At 69.3% G+C, this 23,283-nt stretch carries 24 protein-coding genes, 1 tRNA gene, 2 pseudogenes and 1 riboswitch; of the genes and pseudogenes, 18 read left to right on the plus strand and 9 right to left on the minus strand.

All coding sequences use genetic code 11. The annotated features are described in order from the left end of the window. Positions 1 to 14: 14 nt before the first annotated feature. The gene (locus E0E30_RS11160) at positions 15 to 1,202 is read right to left on the minus strand and encodes a family 16 glycosylhydrolase (protein WP_245306584.1); all 1,188 of its coding nucleotides are present in this window, start codon (positions 1,200 to 1,202) and stop codon (positions 15 to 17) included. 355 nt (positions 1,203 to 1,557) lie between these two features. Between E0E30_RS11160 and E0E30_RS11165 the strand changes: the two genes are divergently transcribed. From E0E30_RS11165 to E0E30_RS11190, 8 genes are all read left to right on the plus strand, one after another. Continuing rightward, a complete protein-coding gene (locus tag E0E30_RS11165; RefSeq protein WP_130866339.1) occupies positions 1,558 to 3,705 on the plus strand; it encodes a glycoside hydrolase family 36 protein in 2,148 nt (715 codons plus the stop codon). Next, positions 3,702 to 4,688: an ABC transporter substrate-binding protein gene (locus E0E30_RS11170; protein ID WP_245306585.1), complete on the plus strand. Its 987-nt coding sequence runs from the start codon at positions 3,702 to 3,704 to the stop codon at positions 4,686 to 4,688. Before E0E30_RS11165 ends, E0E30_RS11170 begins: the two co-directional genes overlap by 4 nt. Beyond that, entirely contained in the window at positions 4,685 to 5,014 is a 330-nt protein-coding gene (locus E0E30_RS13675; RefSeq protein WP_245306586.1) for a hypothetical protein, read from the plus strand. Before E0E30_RS11170 ends, E0E30_RS13675 begins: the two co-directional genes overlap by 4 nt. 5 nt (positions 5,015 to 5,019) lie before the next feature. Next, positions 5,020 to 5,922, plus strand: coding sequence for a carbohydrate ABC transporter permease (locus tag E0E30_RS11175; protein WP_130866340.1), 903 nt, complete (start codon positions 5,020 to 5,022; stop codon positions 5,920 to 5,922). Next, a complete protein-coding gene (locus tag E0E30_RS11180; RefSeq protein ID WP_130866341.1) occupies positions 5,919 to 6,734 on the plus strand; it encodes a carbohydrate ABC transporter permease in 816 nt (271 codons plus the stop codon). The genes E0E30_RS11175 and E0E30_RS11180 overlap by 4 nt, the downstream gene beginning before the upstream one ends. Before the next feature lie 69 nt (positions 6,735 to 6,803). Further along, a tRNA-Gly gene (locus E0E30_RS11185) sits at positions 6,804 to 6,877 on the plus strand. Positions 6,878 to 7,118: 241 nt separating this feature from the next. Further along, positions 7,119 to 7,241, plus strand: coding sequence for a hypothetical protein (locus E0E30_RS13770; protein ID WP_280953283.1), 123 nt, complete (start codon positions 7,119 to 7,121; stop codon positions 7,239 to 7,241). A 4-nt stretch (positions 7,242 to 7,245) separates the two neighbouring features. Beyond that, complete coding sequence (locus tag E0E30_RS11190; protein ID WP_130866342.1) at positions 7,246 to 7,641, plus strand: GNAT family N-acetyltransferase; 396 nt, start codon at positions 7,246 to 7,248, stop codon at positions 7,639 to 7,641. 83 nt (positions 7,642 to 7,724) lie between these two features. Here E0E30_RS11190 and E0E30_RS13340 read toward each other — a convergent pair whose 3' ends face one another. Further along, entirely contained in the window at positions 7,725 to 8,234 is a 510-nt protein-coding gene (locus E0E30_RS13340; protein WP_167853934.1) for a DUF1453 domain-containing protein, read from the minus strand. A 57-nt stretch (positions 8,235 to 8,291) separates the two neighbouring features. On the opposite strand from E0E30_RS13340, the gene E0E30_RS13345 reads away from it, so the two are divergent. The 5 genes from E0E30_RS13345 to E0E30_RS11215 all read left to right on the plus strand — a co-directional run bounded on the left by E0E30_RS13345 (position 8,292) and on the right by E0E30_RS11215 (position 11,842). Continuing rightward, entirely contained in the window at positions 8,292 to 8,726 is a 435-nt protein-coding gene (locus E0E30_RS13345; RefSeq protein WP_167853935.1) for a MarR family transcriptional regulator, read from the plus strand. A gap of 26 nt (positions 8,727 to 8,752) precedes the next feature. Continuing rightward, positions 8,753 to 9,715, plus strand: a complete 963-nt coding sequence (locus tag E0E30_RS11200; protein ID WP_130866344.1) for an amidohydrolase family protein — start codon at positions 8,753 to 8,755, stop codon at positions 9,713 to 9,715. A 255-nt stretch (positions 9,716 to 9,970) separates the two neighbouring features. Continuing rightward, positions 9,971 to 10,195, plus strand: coding sequence for a hypothetical protein (locus E0E30_RS11205; protein WP_130866345.1), 225 nt, complete (start codon positions 9,971 to 9,973; stop codon positions 10,193 to 10,195). A 186-nt stretch (positions 10,196 to 10,381) separates the two neighbouring features. Next, positions 10,382 to 11,068, plus strand: coding sequence for a cyclase family protein (locus tag E0E30_RS11210; protein WP_130866346.1), 687 nt, complete (start codon positions 10,382 to 10,384; stop codon positions 11,066 to 11,068). Between the two features lie 75 nt (positions 11,069 to 11,143). Then, a complete protein-coding gene (locus E0E30_RS11215) occupies positions 11,144 to 11,842 on the plus strand; it encodes a FadR/GntR family transcriptional regulator (protein WP_130866347.1) in 699 nt (232 codons plus the stop codon). A gap of 96 nt (positions 11,843 to 11,938) precedes the next feature. Here the strand turns inward: E0E30_RS11215 and E0E30_RS11220 are convergent, their stop codons facing one another. Then, a complete protein-coding gene (locus E0E30_RS11220; RefSeq protein WP_130866348.1) occupies positions 11,939 to 13,723 on the minus strand; it encodes an oleate hydratase in 1,785 nt (594 codons plus the stop codon). A 139-nt stretch (positions 13,724 to 13,862) separates the two neighbouring features. On the opposite strand from E0E30_RS11220, the gene E0E30_RS11225 reads away from it, so the two are divergent. Continuing rightward, positions 13,863 to 14,180 carry a DUF4298 domain-containing protein gene (locus E0E30_RS11225; protein WP_167853936.1) on the plus strand — a complete coding sequence of 106 codons (318 nt, stop codon included), beginning with the start codon at positions 13,863 to 13,865 and terminating at the stop codon, positions 14,178 to 14,180. Here E0E30_RS11225 and E0E30_RS11230 read toward each other — a convergent pair. From E0E30_RS11230 to E0E30_RS11245, 5 genes and pseudogenes are all read right to left on the minus strand, one after another. Then, positions 14,110 to 15,021: a metal ABC transporter permease gene (locus tag E0E30_RS11230; RefSeq protein ID WP_130866350.1), complete on the minus strand. Its 912-nt coding sequence runs from the start codon at positions 15,019 to 15,021 to the stop codon at positions 14,110 to 14,112. The genes E0E30_RS11225 and E0E30_RS11230 overlap by 71 nt on opposite strands. A gap of 1 nt (position 15,022) precedes the next feature. Further along, entirely contained in the window at positions 15,023 to 15,925 is a 903-nt protein-coding gene (locus E0E30_RS11235; RefSeq protein WP_130866351.1) for a metal ABC transporter permease, read from the minus strand. After that, positions 15,922 to 16,221: a hypothetical protein gene (locus E0E30_RS13680; RefSeq protein WP_245306692.1), complete on the minus strand. Its 300-nt coding sequence runs from the start codon at positions 16,219 to 16,221 to the stop codon at positions 15,922 to 15,924. The genes E0E30_RS11235 and E0E30_RS13680 overlap by 4 nt, the downstream gene beginning before the upstream one ends. 289 nt (positions 16,222 to 16,510) lie before the next feature. Further along, positions 16,511 to 16,813 (minus strand): annotated as a pseudogene (locus E0E30_RS13825) (ATP-binding cassette domain-containing protein); the annotation flags it as partial. Continuing rightward, positions 16,719 to 17,897 carry a metal ABC transporter substrate-binding protein gene (locus E0E30_RS11245; RefSeq protein ID WP_130866352.1) on the minus strand — a complete coding sequence of 393 codons (1,179 nt, stop codon included), beginning with the start codon at positions 17,895 to 17,897 and terminating at the stop codon, positions 16,719 to 16,721. The pseudogene E0E30_RS13825 and the gene E0E30_RS11245, both read right to left, overlap by 95 nt. A 166-nt stretch (positions 17,898 to 18,063) precedes the next feature. Here E0E30_RS11245 and E0E30_RS11250 point away from each other — a divergent pair, with 166 nt between their 5' ends. After that, positions 18,064 to 18,684, plus strand: coding sequence for a DUF1707 SHOCT-like domain-containing protein (locus tag E0E30_RS11250; RefSeq protein WP_167853937.1), 621 nt, complete (start codon positions 18,064 to 18,066; stop codon positions 18,682 to 18,684). A gap of 19 nt (positions 18,685 to 18,703) precedes the next feature. On the opposite strand, the pseudogene E0E30_RS11255 reads toward E0E30_RS11250, so the two are convergent. Further along, a pseudogene (locus E0E30_RS11255) lies at positions 18,704 to 20,320 on the minus strand (bifunctional hydroxymethylpyrimidine kinase/phosphomethylpyrimidine kinase); the annotation flags it as partial. Continuing rightward, a riboswitch (TPP riboswitch) is annotated at positions 20,302 to 20,394 on the minus strand. (Overlaps the previous pseudogene by 19 nt.) Positions 20,395 to 20,466: 72 nt before the next feature. On the opposite strand from E0E30_RS11255, the gene E0E30_RS11260 reads away from it, so the two are divergent. Genes E0E30_RS11260 through ppgK form a run of 3 tightly spaced genes read left to right on the plus strand, consistent with a single transcriptional unit; the run spans position 20,467 to position 23,152 of the window. After that, entirely contained in the window at positions 20,467 to 20,955 is a 489-nt protein-coding gene (locus E0E30_RS11260; RefSeq protein WP_130866355.1) for a PH domain-containing protein, read from the plus strand. After that, on the plus strand, positions 20,952 to 22,388 hold the full coding sequence (locus E0E30_RS11265) for a PH domain-containing protein (protein WP_130866356.1): 1,437 nt from the start codon (positions 20,952 to 20,954) through the stop codon (positions 22,386 to 22,388). The genes E0E30_RS11260 and E0E30_RS11265 overlap by 4 nt, the downstream gene beginning before the upstream one ends. After that, positions 22,385 to 23,152: a polyphosphate--glucose phosphotransferase gene (gene ppgK / locus E0E30_RS11270; RefSeq protein ID WP_130866357.1), complete on the plus strand. Its 768-nt coding sequence runs from the start codon at positions 22,385 to 22,387 to the stop codon at positions 23,150 to 23,152. The genes E0E30_RS11265 and ppgK overlap by 4 nt, the downstream gene beginning before the upstream one ends. The last annotated feature ends 131 nt before the right edge of the window (positions 23,153 to 23,283 follow it).

Below are 23,283 nucleotides of genomic sequence, written 5' to 3' on the forward strand. Positions count from 1 at the left end.
GGACGATATCGGGTTCACTCCCCCGTCCTCGGCAGGGGGTTGCGCGGCATGTCCGGCCTGGACGGGGCGGTGCCGGAGGCGGCCGGAGTGGACGGGGCCGGCGTCGAGACGCCCGGAGAGGAGGGCGTCGGGGACGACTGTCCGGGACCGGCGGGCGTCGAGGACGACGGGCTCTCGGGCGTCGGGGTCTGCGACGGGCTCGGCGTCGGCGACGGGGTCACCGCCGCGATCGTCCACACCGCGGCCGTGGCGGAGTCCGGCCCCTCGACCACCCGACCGTCGGCCAGGACCACCGGCAGACCGGTGAACTTCGAGTGCAGCGTCCGACCGGAACCCTCGACCAGCAGGTGCCAGCGGTTGAGGCTGCCCGCGGCGTCGGAGGTCGTCACTCGCCCGGCGCCGACGACGACCTCGTGCCTGCCGGCCTTGCTGTCGATGCCCAGAACGGCCCCCTCAGTGGTCGAGAGGCTGTAGGTGCAGTCGTCGTGCCGCTCCACGTGCCAGGTCTGGGGCTGGCTCTGCACGGTCGGGACGCCGTCACGGACCGCCAGGTACCGTCCGTCAGCACTGGCCAACCGGTAGTCGCCGGGCTCGAGTGCCGGGTTGGGGGCGTACCAGGCACGCACATGGTCGACGTCGAAACTGGCCGGGAGCTGGCTGTCGATCGGGGTTCCCAGGTGGCCTTCCAGACTGAGGACCATGTGCCGGGACATCCGCCACAGCGAGGGGTCGCCGGGCTTCGTCTCCCATGCCAGGTGACGGTCGAAGTAGAACCGGAGCAGACCGTCGCGACGCTCGACGCCGTAGGTGTGGTGGTCTCGCGAGATGTCGACACCGGTCGGGAAGGCATGCCCGCCGAACCCTCGATGGGTGGCCTCCGTGTTGTCGGGCCAGACATGGGTCGCGATGTTCATCTTCGTGTGGTCGAAGGTCTCCTCGACGTCGAGTTCCGGGTTCGGCTCGGCCCCGGTGAGCAGGGACGGACCGCCGTCGAGGTTGGACGACTGCATCCAGGTGGCCGACAGCACCCGGGCGGCGGAGGGCAGGGCCCTGGCACGCACCTCGACGTAGGTGCACAGGCCCGGCAGGTCGAAGACCGACTCGACGGCACCGAAGGTGTACGAGTACCCGTCGACCTTCTCGGCTCGGGCCGCGAGATGGAGCTCTCCACCGGAGAAGGACACGTTGGCGTCCCGGAACACGCCGACCCCCGAGTGCGGGTACCACAGCCCGAGCTGCGGTCCGGATCGGTGAACTCGTCGCCGATGCCCAGACGGGTCCAGCCGGTGAGGTCGATGTCGGCGTCGGCCGCCACGGCCCGACCCGTGCCGGCCACGACGGGAACGACGGCCGCGAGGACGGCGGCGCCGAGGACTGATCTACGCGTGATCGCTGTCATGTGTTGCTCCCTTGCAATGACGTCATCCCCTGACTGGGGGTTTCCCGCAGCCTACGACGAATGGTCGGCGCCGCCACCACTGCATGAAAGTGGACTTTCACACCCTGTGGACTGCCCCGGCCCGGCTCCTAGGGTGAACCGCAAGTGAACGACGGCCAATGCCGGCCACCCAGGAGTCCCACACCATGCACGACGTCGACCAGGCCCCACGGCCCTTCCGGCTCACGAGCAGCCCCGACCAGCCCACCGCGCTGGCCGTCGGCGGCCTTGACGACGCCGTCGCCCTCCCCCTCGTCGAGTGCCTCACCCTCGAACACGGACGCTGCTTCGTCGACCATCGCCTCACCCAGACGGCGGTCGGCGCGGGCCTGCGCGAGGTCCGACGCGAACCGCTCGGGTCCCCGTGGCCGGGCACCCGCGTCGTCGAGCACGACCCCACCTCCGGGCTGTCCGCGACCATCGACCTGTGGCATCCCACCGACGCCACCGTGCGCGCACGGACCACCGTCCGCAACGACGGCGATCGCCCCGTCCACCTCACCGCCGTCTCCCTGGCGTGCGCGAGCCTGCTGCCCGGGGCCGACCTCGACGGCCTCGACCTGCTCGTCGCGCCGAGCTCGTGGATGGCCGAGCAGCGGTGGTCCCACCACCGTCTCTCCGAGGCCCTCGTGGGTGTCGGCACCGAGCTGCACGGCGAGTCGCCCCGTGACCGACTCACGCTGTCCTCGGAATCGGGCTGGTCCTCGGGCCGCTGGGAACCGGTCGGCTTCGTCACCGATCCGACGTCCGGACGCGCCGCGGGCTGGCAGGTCGAGCACAACGGCGGCTGGACCGTCGAGCTGGCCCGACGGTCCTCCACCCTGGGGTTGTGCGTGTTCGGTCCGACCGATCTGCACCATCACTGGATGCACCGCCTCGACCCGGGTGAGGAGTTCACCTCGCCGACGGTCGCCCTGGCCTTCTCCACGGACGGCTGGCAGGGTGCCGCGGCCGAGTTCACGACCTACCGCCGGGCCCTGAGGGCCGTCGAGGGACCCACAGCCCCGGCCCCGATCGTCTTCAACGACCATATGAACACCCTCATGGCCGACCCGACGACCGAGAAACTCTCGACCCTCGTCCCGGCCGCGGCCCGGGCCGGGGCGGAGGTCTACTGCATCGACGCCGGCTGGCACGCCGACGACGAGAGCTGGTGGGACGGCGTCGGCCGGTGGGAACCGTCGACCCGTCGCTTCCCCGGTGGCCTGACGGAGGTGCTCGACCTCATCGCCGCATGTGGCATGACGTCCGGCCTGTGGATCGAACCACTGGCCGTCGGTCTCGACAGTCCGCTCGTCGACGAGCTGCCGCCCGAGGCGTTCATGCGCCGGGCGGGGGTGGCCATCGTCGAGCAGAACCGACTGCGTCTGGACATGCGTCATCCGGCGGCACGGTCGCACCTCGACGCCGTCATCGACCGGATGGTCGGCTACGGCATCGGATACCTCAAGATCGACGACAACTTCTCCGTCGGTTCGGGGCCCGACGAGGGCGCCGACTCCCCCGGCGACGGCCTGCTGGAGCACTCCCGGGCCTGGGCCGCCTGGCTCGCCGACGTACCCCGCCGTCACCCCGGCCTCCGGGTGGAGAACTGCGCGTCGGGGGGCATGACGACCGACTACGCCCTCCTGTCGTCCGCGACCCTGCAGTCGACCTCCGACCTGCAGGACCCGCTGCGCTCCCCGCCGATCGCCGCCAACGCCACCCTCACCGTCCTGCCCGAGCAGGCCGCCAGCTGGGCGTACCCGCAGCCGGACATGGACGACGAGGAGATCGTCCTCACCATGACGACCTCGCTGGCCGGCGCCCTCTACCTGTCCGGTCACCTCGACCGGATGGACGACCACCAGCTCGACCTGGTCCGTGCCGGCGTCGACCTGGCCAAGGAGCTGCGCACCGATCTCCTGACCGACCTGCCGTGGTGGCCCGACGACGTCGCCGCCTGGACCGACGAGTGGGTCGTCACCGCCCGACGGCACCCGACGTCCCGCGACGGCGTCCTGGTGGTCTGGCACCGGCCGGTCGACGGGTCCACCGCGCTCGGCCCGCGTGGCGGATCGGCTCTCGAGCTGCCGCAGCTGTCCGGCACCCGCCTCGAGCAGATCTACCCGCCCACCCCTCTCGTCGCCGACCCGGGCATCCTCGTCGACAACTCCGGCGCAGCTCCTCGGCTGAGCTGCACCTCCCCTCGACCGACCGGCCAGGTCTACCGCGTCCGGGATCTTCACAATGGCGTCACCGATGCCGCAGGAATGGAGAAGAAATGAAACGGATCACGAAGATCGCAGCGGCCGGCGCCGCGGCGGCACTCGCCCTCGCCGGCTGCTCGGACCCGGGCACCGGCTCGACCGAGTCCCAGAGCTCGGCCGGCTCGTGGTCGTCGGCCACGGCCAAGCTCGACGGGGTCGAGTTGACCCTGTGGGCGGCCCAGTCGTCGGCGTCGATCCCCAAGCAGGTCGCCGCCGACTTCAGCAAGGCCACCGGCGCCAAGGTCAAGATCGTCACCATCCCCGACCCCTACGAGCAGGGCGTCCAGACCAAGGTCGCCACCGGTGACACCCCCGACCTGGCCATGTGGCAGCCGACGACGTCGATGCTCACGAGCCTGGGGGCCAAGGAGCACCTCCAGGTGCTCGACGGCGCGCCGTGGGAGTCGAAGACCGACAAGAACGTCCTGGCCTCCGGTGGCACCCTCGACGGACACCGCTACGCCGCCTTCGTGTCGGCCCCCTCGGTCATGGGCGTCTGGTACAACAAGGAGGTCTTCGCCAAGAACGGCGTCCAGGTGCCGAAGAACTTCGACGACATGCTCGCCACCGCCAAGAAGCTCAAGGCCGCCGGCCAGACCCCGTTCTACGAGATGGGCGGCGAGTGGTGGGCCTCGCAGTGGGCGGTCCAGGTCCAGCTGGCCGACGCCGCCAAGGCCGGACTGTGGGACAAGGTCAACAAGAACGAGGACAAGTTCACCGGCACCGAGATCCAGGGCGCCATCAACACCTACGACACCATGATCAAGGACGGTCTGTTCAACTCGGACATCAAGACCGGCACCTTCAACGACCAGGCCAAGGCCCTGCTCGACGGCAAGGCCGCCATGGCCATCCAGGTGACGAGCCTGCTCGGCAACATGGGCACCCAGGCCGACACCGCCACCCTCAACAAGAAGATCGGGTTCTTCCCCATCTCCAAGAAGGGCACCCTGGCCACGTCGATCCCCGACCAGACCAACGCCGTCGTCGCCTTCAAGTGAAGGACGCCAAGAAGGAGGCCGCGGCGCGCCAGTTCATCACCTACTGGCTCTCGGACGGCTACGGCTCCTTCGTCAAGTCGCAGAACACCGTCTCGATCATCGACGGCGTCAAGACCCCCGACTCGGTGCCCCAGGCCATGATCGACTCGAACGCCACCCTCAAGGACTCGGTCGGCTCCATGCAGTCCCTGGCCATCGCCAACCGTGACCTGGCCAAGAACCTCGGCGACATGATCGCCGGGACCAAGACGCCGGCCCAGGTCGGCTCGGAGACCCAGACCCAGTTCGCCCAGCTCGCCAAGGCGATCGGCGCGAAGGGATTCTGATCCCCATGTCATCGATGGAAGCAACACCGCGACACGGCACCGCGGACCGGTCGCACCCCTGGGGATTCGTCGTACCCGCGTTCGCCGTGCTCGCGGTGTTCTTCCTCACACCGACGATCTACAACTTCATCTACGCCTTCACCGACTGGTCGAGCTTCAAGTCGGCCATGAACCCGGTGGGGCTGGGCAACTTCGCCGACCTCATCGCCTCGGGGAGCCTGCGCAACTCGCTGGTCATCACCCTCGTCTACGCCGCCGGGGTGGCCGTCCTGCAGAACCTCTTCGGGCTCGGGCTGGCCCTCCTGCTCGAACGCGACACCCTCGTCAACAAGATCGTCCGGGTCGTCTTCTTCGTCCCGGTCATCCTCTCGGCCCTGGCCGCCGGGTATGTCTTCCAGGCGCTGCTGCGGCCGGACGGCGGACTCAACCAGATGCTCGGACTGCTCACCGGATCGCCGGTGAAGATCGCCTGGCTCGGGTCGACGACGTGGACCCTCTTCGTGTGCATCGTCATCCACTCGTGGAAGTGGATGGGCATGTCGATGCTCGTGTACCTGGCAGGGCTCAAGACGATCGACGCCCAGGTTCTCGAGGCGGCCCGCATCGACGGGGCGTCCCGGTGGGCCACCCTCCACCAGATCCGTCTGCCCCTCATCGCCCCGGCGGTGACGTTCAACGTCGCCACCGCCCTGCTGGGGTCGATGAACTCCTTCGACATCGTCCAGGCGACGACGGGCGGAGGGCCCGGTGGCTCCACCGAACTGCTCAACCTCTTCATCTTCCGGACCTTCGGCCAGGGCCTCTACGCCCAGGCGACGACGATGAGCCTGGTGCTCTTCCTGGCCGTCGTCATCCTGGCCTTCCCGGTCATCGGGATGCTCCGTCGCCGCGAGGGGAGAATGGCATGAACAAGCGCATCGTGCAGCCACTGTGCGCCGTCCTGCTCGCAGTGGTGCTCGTCGGGGTGCCGCTGTGGACGGTCGTCGTCACCGCCGGCAAGTCACAGGCCGAGGCCCTCACCCCGGACATGTCGCTCCCGAGTCACTGGCAGTTGTGGAGCAATGTGTCGACCGTCGTCGGCCAGACGCGGATCGGATGGGCCTACCTGGGGTCGCTGCTGCTCCTCGTGCCGTCGGTCGCCGTCGTGCTGCTCATCGGGTCGATGGCCTCGTGGGTGCTCGCCCGACGCAAAGGTCGACTCGTGTCGGTCATCTACGCACTCGGCATCTCGGGGATCATCCTGCCGCCGGCTGTCGTCACCCTCGTGCTGCTGCTGCGTCAGCTCGGCCTGGCGGGGCACCCCATCGGGATGATCTGCGCCTATGTCGGGATGTACCTGTCGACGGTGGTCTTCTTCGTCACCGGGTTCGTCCGGATGGTGCCCGAGTCCCTCGAGGAGGCCGCGCGGATCGACGGCGCCGGCCCGATGCGGGTCGTCCTCACCCTCATCCTGCCGTTGCTACGGCCGGTCCTGGCGACCGCGACGATCCTCATCAGCCTGTACGTGTGGAACGACGTCTTCTACGCCTTCTTCGTCGTGGGCGGGCGGATGGACACCCTGCCGCTCAACCTCTTCACGGTGGCCAGCGCCGGGGTGCACCTCAACAACTGGCATCTCATCTTCACCTACGTGCTCCTCATGAGCGTGCCGCTGGTGGCGCTGTTCGTCGTCTTCCAGCGCAGCATCATCTCGGGCATCACGTCGGGGGCGGTGAAGTGACCGACTCCGTGGGGTCGAGGTGACCCGGCGCCCCGGATGCGCTAGAGTTCATCGAGTCCTCACGGACATGCGGGCGTAGCTCAATGGTAGAGCGCCAGCTTCCCAAGCTGGACACGCGGGTTCGATTCCCGTCGCCCGCTCCACGACAAGTCCCCTTGTCAGGGCATGGTTCAATCCATGACGGCAGGGACGTGGCGGTGCGACAGGACCCCCGCCGTGGGCTCCCGTGGGCTCGTACCTTGGCGAGAGGTCGTCCGCGAGCCAGCCATGCCAGCGCCCGGTCGGCCACCCCGGGCGCGTCGTCAGGTCAGCCGGTGGGTGGACATTCGACGCGGGCGCCCCGGAAACGCACGTTTCACATCCCGAACCCGGGCTCCACGTCAAATGTCCACCCCCGTCGACACCTTGGCGCCCTCGGTCGGCATCTTCCCCAAGGTGACCACCGCCACGGACGCCGGTGACGGGCCGCCTCTTGCAGACCAGGCCGAGCTCGTCATGCTTCAATGAGCCCATGATCACCTACACGACCCGGGCCGGAGCCGTGGCCCCGGAGCAGATCGACGGGTTCTTCGTCGGCTGGCCCCATCCGCCGTCGCCGACCACTCTTGTCGACGTCATGGATGGGTCGTTCCGCCGAGTGTGGGCTCTCGAGCGCGATCGCGTCGTCGGGTACGTCAACGCCATCAGTGACGGCATCCTCACGGCCTTCATCCCGTGGCTCGAAGTGCATCCGGACTTCCAGGGCCAGGGCATCGGGCGCGACCTCATCTCGCGGATCGTCGCCGAGCTCGATGGGATGTACTCGATCGACGTGTGCTGCGACCCCGAGCTCGTGCCCTATTACGAAAAGCTCGGTTTCCTGCCGCTGAGCGGTGCCGGGTTGCGGTTCCCCCGTCGGCTCGAGTGAGCGACCGCCACAGATCCCCCGCACAACCCCTGGAATCGGCACCTTCACCCGCCCAGCACGACTTGCGCGGGGAATCGTGGCGGTCAGACCCGCCCCTGCTGACCCTCGGCATGGAGTCGCACCCGGCGCACCGCCAGGAGCACGCTCCGACCCAGCACCTCGAGCAGAGCCATGAGCACGAGCCCATCGGCCCACGCAGTGAAGTCCGTGATCCCCAGTCGCTGGCTGGTCCTCACGATGGTGAGTCCACCGCCATGCTCGGCCCAGAGTCCGAAGGCGACTCGGGCCCCGACGCCGACGATCCACAGGACGACGGCCGGCCCGGTCGAGCGCAGCATGACCCGCCCCGAGTCCTGCCACACCCGCGAACACAGAGCGCACGACAAGCCGAGACACAGGCCGACCGAGGCCAGGACGACCACCGCCGTCCGGTTCGCCTCTCCCGCAGGAATCCGGGTGAGGTAGGCCGCCACCGCCCAACCGACGAGGGCGAGCGGCCAGGCCAGACCGAGCCACGTGAGGGGCCGGCCCCTGATCTGCCGCACGATGCTGAGGATGAGGAGGCCACTGATGAGGTAGTCCGCAAGAGTCATGTACATGACTATAGATGCATCTGTTTAGATGTATCAAGCCTCATGTATTCTGTCTGCATGGACGCTGGTGACCTGCACAGGCTCGTACGCACCTTGAGGCGCATCGCCGTGGAAGCCACGACCAGCCCGGACGAGGCGGCTGGGGTCGCCGACATCGAGGTCGGCGAGGACCTCTTCCGCAACGCCCCGACGACGGTGAGCCAGATCGTCCAGCGCACCGGACTCGCCCAGAGTCAGGTATCCCGCACCGTCGCGTCGATGAAGGACGCCGGCCTGGTCACCGCCCGCCCGGACCCGACCGACGGACGTCGTACCGTCCTCACCCTCGCCCCCGGCGTGCTCGAGCCCCATGGCCGGTCGCGCGCCGCCCGTGGCATCCGCGACGCCCTCGCCGCCCATCTCGCGACCAGCCGGGCCGAGTCCGCCCCACCCGAGCTCGTCGATGCCATCATCGCCGACCTCGAGCACCTCGCCGACCTGCTCGAGGCCTGAGGGATCGACCCGAGAAAGGATCTCCGATGGACCTGCCCATCCCGGAGCTGCCACAGCTGCCGATCCGCCTCGGCTCCGAGCGCATCGACACCCACCACCACATCGTCCCGCCCTTCTACCGCGACTGGCTCGCGGCCAGGGGACTCGACGCCGGTGGACTGCCGATCCCGCAGTGGTCGGCCGAGGCGAGCCTCGAGCTCATGAAGGCCACCCGCACCCGCACGGCGATCCTCTCGGTGTCCACACCCGGGGTCGAGCCTGCCGAGGGACGGGAGGCCGCGTCGATGGCCAGACGGCTCAACGAGTACTGCCATCAGCTCACCCTCGACCACCCCGGTCGGTTCGGCTACTTCGCCACGCTCACCCTGCCCGACGTCGACCGCGCCATCGCCGAGATGGACCACGCCTATGACGAACTCGACGCGGACGGGGTCATCCTCCTGGCCAACTGCGAGGGCACCTATCTGGGCGACCCGTCCTTCGAGCCGCTCATGAAGGCCCTGGACGATCGATCCGCCGTCGTCCTCCTCCATCCCCAGGCGCTGCCCGGGGGCTCGGTGCCGGGACTTCCCGCGTACACCGCCGACTTCCTGCTCGACACGACCCGCGCGGCACTCAATCTGTCGCGCAACGGCGTCCTCGATCGCCACCCCCGCATCCGGTTCATCCTGTCCCACGGTGGCGGGATGATCCCCTGGGCCGCCCCACGACTCTCCCCCACGGCCTCACCCACCGGCGACCCGCTCGACGGGCTGCGCCGCCTGCGGCGGTTCCACCTCGACACCGCCCTCACCCCCTCCCCCTTCTCGATGCCCGCCTTGTTGAGATTCGCCCGGCGCAGCCATGTCCTCTTCGGCAGCGACTTCCCCTGCGCCCCGGCGAAGGCCTCGGTCGCCTTCGCCACGATGCTCACCACCTACCCGACGACGCGCCACCATGCCATCGACCGCGGGAACGCCGAGAAGCTCTTCCCCCGGTTCGCCCGCTGACCGCGGCTCCGCCATCATCCCCGGGGCCACCACGGCCCACCGCCACACATCCCCGCGCAACTCATCCCCCACCCCCCTGCGAACCGAGGATCCGACGTTCCGCGGGGTTTCATGGCGGTCCGCACGGACCACACACCTGTTCACCATGCATTCATTCACATGTCACCAAACGTTGAGAACGACATATGCACATGGAAGAGGTGCCGCCAGTAGGGTTCGAGCCCGGATCGTCCACCTGACGAGAGGACCCGTACCATGAACACCTCGACGAGCCCTTATCTGCGCATGCTCCTCAGCGCCTTCATCGGAGCCATCGGCGCGTACCTCATCGGCACCGCACTCATGTATTTCCTGGCGGACAAGTCCTGGGCAGCCGCAAGTCAGTATGGAGCCAGCTTCGCGGGTATCGCCTTCATCGTGAGCTTCCTCATTCAGCTCGCCCTGCGGCAGCGTGCCGTGCGATCGACCGCGGGCGACTGACGCCGACCCAGAATCCTCGGATCTCGCGACGCCGTCGCGACCACACCGCTCGGGTGCCCGGTTGCGACGCTGTCGCGAGATCCATCCCCGAGCACGTCACAACCCTTGGCAAGTCCTCTGACCTCTGAGTACGATGGTGATGTGGTCGCAGCGGCGCACCACCCGTCCACTCACAGGAGAGCAAAGATGTTCGTCCACCTCTCGTACCTTCTCGATCCCAAGGACAACGCCTACCCCGGCGAACCGGTCGTCAGCGTCGAGGACGACTCCGTCATCTCGCCCACCGGCAAGCCCTTCAACTCGAAGATCATCCACCTGCCCAACCACTTCGGCACCCACATGGATGGCCCGCACCACTTCAATCCCGACGGCGCCGACTTCGAGACCCTACCCATCGAGACCTTCGCCTACGAGGGCAAGGACGTCCTCGTGGCGGACCTCCCGCACCGCGGGGTACCCAGGTCGATCGTCGTCAAGGAGGACCTCGAGCCCTTCGCCGAGGCCCTGCGCGGCAAGGGCCTTCTCCTCCTGCGCACCGGCTTCGAGAAGTACAAGTTCACCGATCCACACACCTACGAGTACGAGGGCGTCAGCCTGCACCCCGACCTGTGTCGCTGGCTCAACGAGGAATTCCCCGAACTGCGGTGCATCGGCATGGACTGGCTGTCGATCGGGACGCCGTCGAACGATCTGGGAGCGGAGGCCCACCGGTGGTTGCTCGGCAACTACACCGGCCACGTCATCACCGGCATCGAGGACATGACCCTGGCCCCGTTGGGTGACCACGTCATCAAGGCGATCACCCTCGGACCGCCGCGTGTCAAGGGCGTCGATTCCGCCCAGGTCGACGCCATCGCCTGGCTCGAGGACTGACGCTGCGGCACGGCCGGGCCGTAGACTCCCTCCCAGACCGGGCATCCCCCGCCCGGGCACGAGGGAGGTCCGACCATGGCGACGAGCAGGGTGGAGTCCACCGTCGACCGGCTACTCGACCTCGTCACCAGCGGGGCCGTGCAGACCGGCGACCCACTGCCCGCCGAGGCCGCCCTGGCCGCCCAGCTCGAGGTCTCCCGGCTCACCCTGCGCGAGGCCGTCAAGGTGCTGGCCGACCGGGGGGTCCTCGAGCCCATCCACGGCCGGGGCACCTTCGTGCGTCCGCCCCACCAGTGGACCGACCTCGCAGCGATCATCGCCTGGCAGTCGAGGACCTCGGGGCCTCGCGACATCGCCCTGCAACTCGTCGAGATCCGCCAGATGATCGAGATCGGTGCGGCCGGCCTGGCAGCCGAACGACGCAGTGACGACGACGTCACCCGACTGGCCGAGATGCTCGAGACCTACCATGAGGCTCACTCCAGGGACTCCATCGCCGAGACCGTGCGGACCGACCTCGAGTTCCACGACCTCATCCTGCGCGCGACCGGAAACCCCTTCCTCCTCACGGTCTTCGACCCCATCAAGGAGGCACTGCGCACCGGGCGCACCCAGACCTCCTCGCACCGGGCGGTCCGCGAGCATGCCATGGTGCACCACGAGGCGATCCTCGAGGCCATCCGCGAGGGCGACGCCGACCAGGCCCGACGGGCCATGAGGGCCCACATGGTGCAGACGGCCGGGGACGTGCGCACCTACCTCCCGGCACACTGAACCCGACCGGTCGTCTCCCGGCCGTCCAGCACCCTCCGCACGCGCACCCCGATGGCCTCGGGGTCGACGCCGGCCCGGCCCGCTCGCGGCCCCCGATCAGGGCAGGATGTCGGCGTAGTACGTCCTGCCCAGCAGACGCCGCAGCAGCCACTCCCCGGGCAGCTTGCCTCCGGCCAGCACGGACCCCGAGTGCAGCAGTGCTCGGATGTCGTACTGGGCCGGGAAGATCGGCGGGATGTCACGGTCGACGTCCATGAGCTGGTAGACGGCCATCATGGCCGTGCGGGCCGAGCCCTCCGTCGTGAAGATGCAGTCGTCGGGGGTCTCGACGAACTGGCCGAGGAACCCGAGGTTGACGCATCCGTGCGGCACGACCTCCGGGCGGTCGCCGGCGGTACGTGGCATGAAGAAGGCGGTGATGTACGGCATCGCCGCCGTGCGCACCTTGGTGTGGGCACGGATCTCGTCGAACTCGTCGATGAGCCCGAAATGGAAGCAGAACTCCTTGAGGATCTCCTCGCCGGTGCACTCGACCATGGGCTTGCGGACGCAGTCGCCGACGGCGAAGGGGTACAGCCCGTAGGCCCAGGCCACACCCCAGTCGGAGGGCTGGGCCCGGAACTGGGGCTGGCGGTTCATGGTGAGGCTGCAGCACCAGGAGGAGTCCTCGGCGGTGATGATCCCGCCGGTGACCGTGCGTCCGGCCAGCGGGTCGTTGCCCGACAGCTCCTGGATCCTGCGCAGGAAGGGATGGTCACGTCCGATGAAGTTGAAGCTCACCGAGATCCACAGGGTCTTGTCGGTGTCGGAGCTGAAGACCTCGGGACGCCCGAAGTCGGCGGACTTCGCGGCGAGATTGCGCCACAGCGTCCAGCAGTCACCGCCCGGGTTGCGGGTGTACGGGGCGACATGGTCCATGTCGCCATAGGTCGTGGCCTCGGTGCACGAGCCATTCGTCACGAGGACGACGTCGCGCTCGCCGACCGGGATGGAGTCGGTGCTGCCGTCATGATGACGCACCCTCAAGGCCCGGACGACCTTGCGCGTCGGGCTGATGTCGATGTCGAGGTCCTCGACGACGGTGTCGTAGCGGAACTGGACGCCCTGGTCGGTGAGCCAGGTGCGCAGCGGCAGGATGAACGACTCGAACTGGTTGTAGCGACTGAACCGCAGGCAGGAGAAGTCGGGGAATCCGGGCAGGTACTGCAGGAAGCGATGGAGGTAGCGCTTCATCTCGGTGAGCGACTCGTACTCCTCGAAGGCGAACATCGTCTTCCACAGCGTGTAGAAGGTCGAGTGGAGGAAATCCTCGTCGAACCAGTCCTCGATGGTCCTGCCCCAGGTCTGGGACTCCTTGGCCAGCAACAGCCGGACGACGGCGAGCTGCCCCTTGCGATTGAGGCCCATGTCGTGGGCGTCACGCGGGACGCCCCGGTCGTGGATGATGCGGGTGCGGGCCCGGTTGGGGTCGTTCTCGTTGGTGAGTCGGAACTCGTCGAGCACGGAGTGGCCCGGCAGTTCGAGGGCCGGGACGTCCTTCATGATGTCCCAGAAGCACTCGAAGTGCTGGCCCATCTCGCGCCCACCTCGGGCGATGAACCCCTCCTCGACATTCCCGCCGCCGTCGAAGGACCCTCCGGCGATGTCCGAGGACTCGAGGATGGTGATGTTCCCGGCGGGCATTCCGGCGTCACGCACGAGGAATCCGGCGGCCGTGAGGGAGGCGATCCCGGCCCCCACGAGATAGGCGTGACGCTCGGCGACGTCAGGGGCGTGGACCGGACTGTTGCGCGTGTAGTGACCCTGGTCGTTGCCGACGAAGGGACGGCCCTTCCAGTCCGTCTGGAACGAGCGCTGATAGGTGCCCTGCAGGTTCGTCACGAGATCTCCTCCTCGAGTGGGTCGTCGGCCTCACCGATCGGGGTCGACGCCGCCGCGCATCCAGCCTACCACCCGGTCCGGACACGGTCCGACCACATGGCCTATTGTGGCGATCATCCACATGTTCTCAGGAGGTGTCATGACCGGCCGGGACGACAGGGTCACTCGGGTCACCGCGATGGAGCGGCGTCTCAACCGGACGCGCGTTCTCGTCGACCGTCTCAACGAGGTCCTCGACGAGTTCGAGGAGAACGAGCAGGCGTATCGGGATCTTGCGTCCTACTACGGTAGTCAGGAGTGGCACGAGGACATGGCGGCAGCCGATGCCGAGGAGTTGCCGGCCGACGTGCCGTGCGGGGTGCTCACCGAGGACGCCGCCTTCGACCTCATCGGGGACCACCTGCAGATGGCGATCCGGATGCTCGAGATGGGTACTGCGATCGTGCGGGAGCACTGAGCGACCCTCCCCGCCACGACCGTGGTCCCACCGCGCCGAGGGCACGGCAGGTGACATGGAAGACGCCGGCCAGCACCGCGATCGTGCCACAGGCCGACAGGTCGGCACCGACCGCCACGAGCAGCCCGGCGACCCCGATGCACGCTCCCGCCACCGGCGAGGCGACGAGCAGGGTTGTCGGTGAGTCGACGAGCCTGCGCAGGGAGGCGGCCGGTGCGGCGACCAGGGCGATGGACAGGACAGTTCCCACCGCCGGGATGATGACGACGACCGTCACGAGGATCATGGCGAGGACGAGGAGGTCCACCGCGCCACCGCGAACCCCCGCCGCTCGGGCGCCGTCCGCGTCGAAGCACCGGAGGATGATGCGGTGCCCCTGTCCGCAGGTGACGAGGAGCACGGCGGCCAGGACGACCACGGCGGCAGCCAGGTCGACCCCGTTGACGTGGAGCAGGGCCCCGGTGAGGAAGCCGTCCACGTGGAGCGGCAACGGGGAGAACCACCGGTCGAGGAAGTAGCCGAGCGCGAATCCCAGGGTGAGGACGATGCCGGCCGCTGCCTGGCCCGACAGTTCCGGGATCCGGGTGAGCGCCCTCATGAGGACCGCCAGGGGCAGGCACATGGCCATCGCCCCGACGAGGAGCCACAGGGACAGCACGCGCTGGTCCGAGGTGAGTGCCCCGGCGACGACGACACCGAGGACCGCCCCGGGGAAGGTGGCATGGGTGATCGACTCGGCGAAGAAGACCCGCCCGCGCAGCACCGCGAACCCACCGACGAGCCCACAAACCGCGCCGACGACGATGATCTCGACGAGCGGCAGCCGGATGACGTCCCACATCTCAGCCCACCACCCTCACGCGGACCCACCGCAGGCCGCGCACGGCCAGACACACGAGGAACAGACCGACGACACACAGGGCGACGCTCGCCTGGGGCGAGATCGGACGCGGCGAGTCCACGGTGGCGATCTGGAGCCCGAGCCATCCACCGAGCACGCCGACACCGATCGCCACCGGCACCATGGTCCGGACGGAGCGGCACAGGAGACGAGCGGCCGCCCCCGGCACGACGAGATATCCGATGACGAGCAGGGTGCCGACGGCCATCGACCCAGCGATCGTCACGGCGGCCAGGGCGCCGTTGACGGCCAGGTCGACGCCCAGGGTGCGTGTTCCGGCGGCCCGGGACCCGACCCGGTCGAAGGCCACGAACACCTGGTGTCGCCAGGTGAGCACGAGGACGAGGAGAGCCAGGGCACACACCAGGCAGGTCTGGGCCAGGTGCTCGTCGGTCACCTCGAGCAGTCGGCCGAACATGAGCGCCTCGAGCTGGCCCGACATGTCCGAGGCCCGCAGCGACAGGACGATGCCCACCGAGAAGAAGGAGGTGAGGACGACGGCCGTCCCCGCCTCGTCGGCCCCCGCACCGGTCCGCCCCACCCAGGTGAGGGCCAGGACGACGAGCACCCCGGCCACGCTCGCCCCGGGGACGATGTGGTCGATGCCACCGAGAGCGGCCCCGGCGACGATCCCCGGGAAGATCGAGTGGACGGTGGCCTCGGCGTTGAACTCCAGACGCCGCAGGTTGACGACCACGCTCACCACTCCCCCGGCGAGCCCCAGGACGACCAGGACGACGAACGGCCGGAAGAGGTAGGGGGCGGACGCGACGTCCTGCAGACCCGGGACGGTCTCGAGCGCCTGTCGGAGGGACTCGACGAGGTCGGCGAGGGACGCCGTCATCGCCGCACCTCCTCCGTGACGAGGAGATCCGGGGTCGAGCCGGGCACCCCTCCGTAGGCTCTCGTGAGGTTGTCGGTCGTGAGCACCTCGTCGATCGGGCCGAGGGCGATCTGCCGACCGGCCAGGAGCATGACGTTCTCGCAGGTCCCCCGGGCCAGGGCCAGATCGTGGGTGGAGGCCATGACGGCCACTCCCTCGCTCTTCATGTCGACGATGATCTGCAACAGCATCCGCCGGGTGGGCTCGTCCAGACCGTTGAACGGTTCGTCCAGGAGGACGAGCGCGGGTCTGGCCACGAGAGCTCGCGCGACGAGGACCCGCTGACGCTGCCCCCGGACAACTGCCCGAAGCGAACCGAACCGTGCTCGGCCATGCCCACCCGTTCCAGGGCGGCGTCGACCCGGCGGCGGCCCTGCCTGCCGACCCGGCCGAACCATCCGAGCTCCCGGTACAGGCCCATCTCGACGACCTTGCTCGCGGTGACGGGGAAGGTGAGATCGAGATCGGCCGACTGCGGCACGCGTATCCGACGGCTCCCCCGGCGATCCGCATCGTGCCACCGAGAAGGCGCACCGCGCCGAGGACGCCGCGCAGGAGCGTCGTCTTGCCGGACCCGTTCGGCCCCAGGAGGGCCAGGGCCTGCCCGGCGGCGAGGGTGCCGGTGACCCCGGTGAGGACGGCGCGGCTCCCGTAGCCGAAGGAGGCGTCCACCAGCTCGACGACGTCGCCGTCCATGCCCACCGGAACCCCTGTCATCGTCACCTTCCCGCCGTCGTCACTGGTTCGCCCGCCGTCACCTGTTCGCACGCAGCGATGTCGGGAGCGGCGCCACCTTCCCGTCCCACGCCCGCACCAAGGTGGTGACGTTGTGGACGATCGACCCGACATAGGTCTGCCCCTCGGACCCGTCCGGCCCCAGGGAGTCGCCGTAGAGCGCGTCCTCCCCGATGACGGCCTTGACGCCGGCCGCGCGGGCCACGACCTCGATGGACTTCGAGTTGTTCGAGTTCTCGGCGAAGAGCGCACGCGCCCCCGAGGCCTTGACCTCGGCCGCCGCCTTGGCGATGTGGTTCGCGGTGGCGTCCTGCTGGCTGTTGAAATCGGACATCGCGGCACCGATGAACTTCACCCCGTAGGTCTTGGAGAAGTAGCCGAAGGCGTCATGGGAGGTGAAGAGCACGCGATGGGCGCTCGGCACGGACTCCAGGGAGGCCTTGGCCCAGCCGTCGAGGTCGGAGATCGCCGAGGAGTAGGCGGCGACATGCTTGTCGAAGAGGGCACGGTTGGCCGGGGACGCCTTGTCGAGGAACTCCCCGATGTTGCGCACCTGGATCGCCGCATTGCGCGGGCTGGTCCAGATGTGCGGATCGAACCTGAACTCGGGCTGGCTCTCCCCCTCCTCGGGCGGGAACGGCCACTTGGCGATGTTCACCTTCTGGCTTCCTCGGTCGACCTTGTACGGCAGGGAGGCCTCCGCCGCCTTGGCCCCGGCGAGGTCGTCGACGTCCTTGGAGGAGAGGATCCCGGAGGTGACGCCCATCGTTCCCTTGAAGCCCGAGGACTTCACCGCCGAGTCGAGGAAGTGCTCCAGGTCGACCCCGGAGACGAGCATGAGGTCGGCCTTGGCCAGGGCGCTGGCCTGGGCCGGGGTCATCTCGTGTTCATGGGCCGAGGCGTTGGGCGCCAGCAGGCAGGTGAGCTCGATGGTCGACCGGGCCTTGTCCCCCGTCGCCCCCGCGGTGCTCCGGCGCCCGGAGGCGTCGGTCTTCTCCAGGGCCAGGGTCGCCTGGGCGGAACGGTCGGTGGCGATCTGGGTGACGTAGTCGCAGATCTGGGTCGTCGTGGCGACGACTCGCACCCGCGAGGATGACGTCGACGCGGCCGTGCCGGACCCCGACGTGCCGCCACAGGCCGACAACGCCACCGCCCCGGCGACGAGCACCGCGGCTCGGGCCCATCCGTTCGATCTCATGACATCCTCCTTCGTCCGCTCACGCGGACACATAATGACTATCATTCCCGAATGCATTCTTAGGTTGGCCTAACCTAAGACTTGAATGGACTGCGGGGTCGCCCCGGCCTCGGTGGGCCCCGGGGCCACCACTCCAGTGCCCCGTGCCAGCCCTGGACCGGCGTCCATGACCGTCACGCCCGACCCCGTCGGTGGCGGGGCCATGCGCGCCAGCGACACCGTACGCGCCAAGATCGTGTCTCTGCTCGACGACGCCTACGCCGATGGCCGACTCGACGTCTCCGAGCACGAGGAGAGGGTGGCCGCCGCCCTGGAGTCACGCACCTGGGGCCAGTTGCACGCCCTCACCGCGGACCTCGGACTCGTCGCGGAGGCGACTCCGTCGAGCCCGAGCGTGCCCGTGGTGCCGGGCCCCAGGGAAGGCCGGATCATCTCGATCATGTCCACGGCACGACGCGGTTCCGGAGACGTCCTGGCCGAGTCGACGACCCTGTTCGCGCTCATGGGCGAGGCTCGTCTCAACCTCGTCGCCATGCCCCTGGCGGCCCATGACGTGACGGTCTCCCTGGCCGCCACCATGTCCGAGGTCATCGTCCTCGTCCCCGAGGGCCTGCGGATCATCGACAGGACGACGGCGATCATGGCCGAGACGAAGGTCCGCGGATTGCCGGCTCCCCCGCCGCACGCCCCGAGCGTCACCTTCACCGGACCCCTCGTCATGAGCGAACTCGACGTCTACGGACCCGAGCACCCCAAGTTCGAGCGCTACCTGCGTCGATGGAGTTGACCCCCGTCCCCTCGGGTCGTCAGCGGGGGGCGTCGACCCCGGGGTCGCCCGGATCGACCCGCAGACCCTGACCGAAGAACTCGAGTTCGTGCCGACAGGCCGTCAGGTACGCCCGTGCCGCCCGGGAGCGGGCGGTCGGGCCGGCCTGGGCGAAGGCCTCCTCGACGATGCCCAGGGTGGTCCGGGTCGACTCGACGAAGGCCGGGTCCCGGTAGGTCTCCAGCCAGGCGGCGTAGGGGTGGCCCTGCGGCACCTGCGGCAGGTCGGCCCCGGTCTGCGCGTAGAGCCAGTAGCACGGCAGCACCGAGGCCGCACCGACGACGTAGTCGTCGGCCAGGACGCTGGCCAGGAGGAATGACGTGTAGGCCTCGGTCACCGGGCTCGGCGCGACCCGTGGGCGGTCCGCCAGCCAGGCTCGGTGCAGGGCAGCCTCGACGACGAGCGCCTCATGGGCCGAGGTCGACCAGTGGACGACGTCGCCCGGCACACTCGCCCGACCCGCCAGGGCCGCCAGGGCCCGGGCATAGCGATCGAGGTAGTGGGCGTCCTGGTTGAGGTAGAAGGCGAAGGCCGGCTCGGGCAGCGACCCGCCGACCAGCCCGGCGACGAACGCGCAGTCGGCGATGCGCCTGGTCAGTGACGACCCCGCCCGCCACAGGGCGTCGGTCCACGGCCCGGCGGCGGGGACGGCCTGAGCGGCGGGGTCGGCGCGCGGCGCGAGCTGGTCGGGGCTGTCGAGGATCTCGGGGACGCACCCGGCCCCCAACCACGGCGTCGCCATGCCCGCAGCGGCCAGACGCCGTGCCCGGTGGCCGTGGTCGACCGGGCCGTGACCGCGTCCGACCTCCAGCTCGGCCCCGGCGGCGATGGCCTCGTGGAGCCACTGGGTCGTCCATGCCAGGGCGGCGCCGGGCGTCTGACCCATGCCCAGGCGGGTGGCCAGGGCCGAGGAGAGGGAGCATCCCGTGCCGTGGGTGTTCGTCGTGTCGACCCGGCGGGCCGGCACGGTGATCGTCGTGCCGTCGGGGTCGACCCAGATGTTCGCCGTCGACTCGTCGTCGAGGTGCCCGGTCTTGACGACGACCGCCGTGCCGTTGGCGCCGGCCCAGCGCCTGGCCTGCGCCACTGCGGCGTCGACGTCGACGGCGGGCTCCTCACCGGCGAGCACGGCCAGTTCCGGGATGTTCGGGGTGACGACGTCGGCCTGTCGGCAGAACTCGCGCATGGCCTCCTCGGCGTCGGCGGCGAGCAGCCGGTCGCCGCTCGTGGCGACCATGACGGGGTCGACGACGACCACGGGCGGGCGGTGCTCCGCCAACCAGGCACCGACGGTCTCGATGATCCGGCGATCGGCGAGCATCCCGGTCTTGACGGCGTCGAGCCGGACCTCGTCGGCGACGGCCGCGAGCTGCTGCCCGAGGAAATCGACCGGGGGCACGTGGATGGCCCGCACGCCGGTGGTGTTCTGGGCGACCAGGGAGGTGACGACCGTCATCCCGTAGCCGCCGGCCGCCGTGATCGACTTCATGTCGGCGGCGGTGCCGGCCCCTCCGCTGGGGTCGGTACCGGCGATCGACAACACGCGCGGGACGGCGTGGGCGACCGGGGGGTGGACGACGTCGTTCATGTGGACATTCCCTTCGCCAGTGCGAACTGCATCAGGTTCCACGGGTGTGTTCTCAGCGCCTGGGCGCACCCCGTGTCCGAACGCCCAGTATGTCACGCAGCTGTGCGCACGGCCCGACCCGGAGCCATGGACCCCACCCGGTAGGGTTCCTCCTCATGGATGACCTCTTCAGCCCACCCGGAGGCCAGTGGCGACCGGTCTCGCCAAGTTACGTCACGGTCAAGAGGCTCTCGGTCCTGCTCACCTGGGGGGTGCTCGGGGTCGTCGTCACCGTCCTGCTCGGCGTCCTGTGGACGTGGTGGGCCGCCCTCGTCTCGGGTCTCGTCGCGGTGGTGTTCACCGCCTGGCGATGGTCACGGATGCCGGCCGTCGTCGGGGCGATCGGCTGGTGCGAGCGCGGGTCCGACCTGTGCGTGCGGTCCGGCCCGTGGTTCCGGTCGATGACGATCGTCCCGTACGGGCGGATGCAGTCGGTCGAGATCGACGCCGGTCCGATCGCCCGCCACTACGGGCTGGCGAACGTCCAGCTCGTCACGGCGTCGGCGTCGACCGACGCGACGATCCCCGGTCTGGAGACCCGGGAGGCCGCCGTCATCCGCGACCGGATCACGGCCATGGCCGAGGCCAGGGACGCCGCCCTGTGAGCGGCGGGATCCCGGGGACCGGGTTGCCCGAACGGCCCACCGACGACCGACCCGACCCCGGTGCGACGGAGGAGGTCCTGCTCAGCCAGCGTCCGCACTGGGCCAGTCCGCTCGTGCGCGGATGGCTCTTCCTCGTCGCGGCGTTCGTGTTCTTCGCCAAGGAGCTCGCGCGCGACCTCGACGACCACTCCGGTTCCATCGATCCCAGGACCTACTGGGCGCTCGGGGCCATCGTCGGCGGCCTGCTCGTGCTGCAACTCATCGTCGGGTGGGTCCGGTGGCGCACGACGGCCTTCCTCATCGACGAGACCCAGGTGCGCATCGACCACCGGTTCATCCGGCACGACTCCGACCGCATCCCGCTGGGCAAGATCCAGTCGGTGGACGTCGTCCAGCCGTTCGCCGCACGCATCCTCGGATTGGCGCAGCTCGTCATCGACGTCGGCGCCCACGAGCACAAGACGATCGCGTACCTCTCACGCGCCGACGCGTACCGGTTCCGGGACATCCTCGCGCGGCAGGGACAGGGGCGTCCCACCGGGAACCCCGGCGAACCGATCGACGACGGACCCGACCGGGCCCCGGCGGGCGCGACCCCTGCGCAGCCGTCGGCCTGGCACGACCGACGCCGTGACGAGCACGTCCTCGTCACCGTCCCGGGGCGTCGTGTCGTCACCTCGACCCTGTGCTCGACGGGTTTCCTCCTCACGGTCCTCGTCGCCGGCGGGGGGCTGTGGTGGAGCTTCTGGAGGCGATCGGGGGCCGTGGGGATGGTCGCGGTCCTCGGCGCGGTCACCGCCGTCATCGGGTACCTGTGGCACTCCCTCACGTCGAACTGGCGGTTCACCCTGCTTCGGTCCGGCGGCGGCCTCAAGGCCGTCCACGGCATGACCACCCTCACCACTCGGACAGTTCCGGTGCACCGGGTGCAGGGCATCGTCATCCGGCAACCGCTCCTGTGGCGCCCCTTGGGGTGGTACCGGATGCAGCTCACGGTGCTGGGGGCCGGCGCGGGCGACGACGAGGGTTCGGCCACCATGCTGCTGCCCGTCGGGGTCCGCCAGGACGTCGACATCGCCCTCGACGCCGTCTGGCCCGGGTTCCGGCTGGACGACGTCGACTGGCAGCCCATCCCCCGGCGATCGCGGTGGTTCCACTGGTTCACCCAACAGGTCATCGGCTGGGGCCGGACCGAGGCTGTCATCGCCACCCGTGACGGCCTGCTCACCAGGTCCGTCAACGTCGTCCCGCACGCCCGGGTGCAGTCCACCGGGCTACGCCAAGGTCCGCTCCAGCGCCTGCTGCGGGTGGCGGACGTCGTCGCCCACGTACCGACGGGACCGGTGACCCTGGTGTGTTCCGATCTCGACGAGACGGTGGCCCGGAGGCTGGTCCTCGACGAACTCGACAGGTCCAGTAGGGTTGCGCCATGACCAGTGTGCTCGGCATCGACATCGGCGGCTCAGGGATCAAGGGTGCCCCCGTCGACCTGGAGCTCGGCGACTTCGCCGAGCCGCGGCTTCGGATTGCGACCCCCCAGCCTTCCTCCCCCAAGAACGTCGTCGCGGTGCTTCGCGAGATCATCGAGCACTTCTCGGGGTCGATCGGTGACGGCCCGGTGGGCATCTCCTTCCCGGCTCCGGTACGGCACGGTGTGCTGCCGTTCATCGCCAACCTCGACCAGAGCTGGGCCGGGCTCGACGCCGAGCGTCACCTCAGCGATGCCCTCGGCCGTCCGGTCACCCTCGTCAACGACGCCGACGCCGCCGGCCTCGGCGAGGTGCACTACGGCGCGGCCAAGGGCGTGCCGGGGGTCGTCATCCTCACCACTCTGGGCACCGGCATCGGATCGGCGGTCATCAACGATGGCATCCTCCTGCCGAACACCGAGCTGGGTCACCTCGAGATCGACGGACACGACGCCGAGAAGCGTGCGGCCTCGTCGGTCAAGGACGCCAAGCACATGAGCTACAAGGACTGGGCCACCAAACGGCTCCAGCGCTACTACGAGGTCGTCGAGATGCTCTTCTCCCCCGACCTCTTCGTCGTCGGCGGCGGGGTGAGCAAGGACCACGAGAAGTTCTTCAAGCATCTCGATCTGGAGACCCCGATCGTCCCGGCCAAGCTCTTCAACCGGGCGGGGATCATCGGAGCCGCCTGGCAGGCGCAGTGGCGACTGGAGCATTCCGACCACTGACCGACTCCCGGCCGCGGCGTCGTACGGTGACGCCGTGTTCTGCCCCCTTGACGCGGCGTGTCATCGTGCACGCACTGGTGGGGCCACCCGATCGGATCGGGTGGCCCCACCAGCGTCCCGGGATCAGCCCT

The sequence above is a fragment of the Acidipropionibacterium timonense genome (assembly GCF_900605005.1).
In the GTDB taxonomy this organism is placed as follows: Bacteria; Actinomycetota; Actinomycetes; order Propionibacteriales; family Propionibacteriaceae; genus Cutibacterium; species Cutibacterium timonense.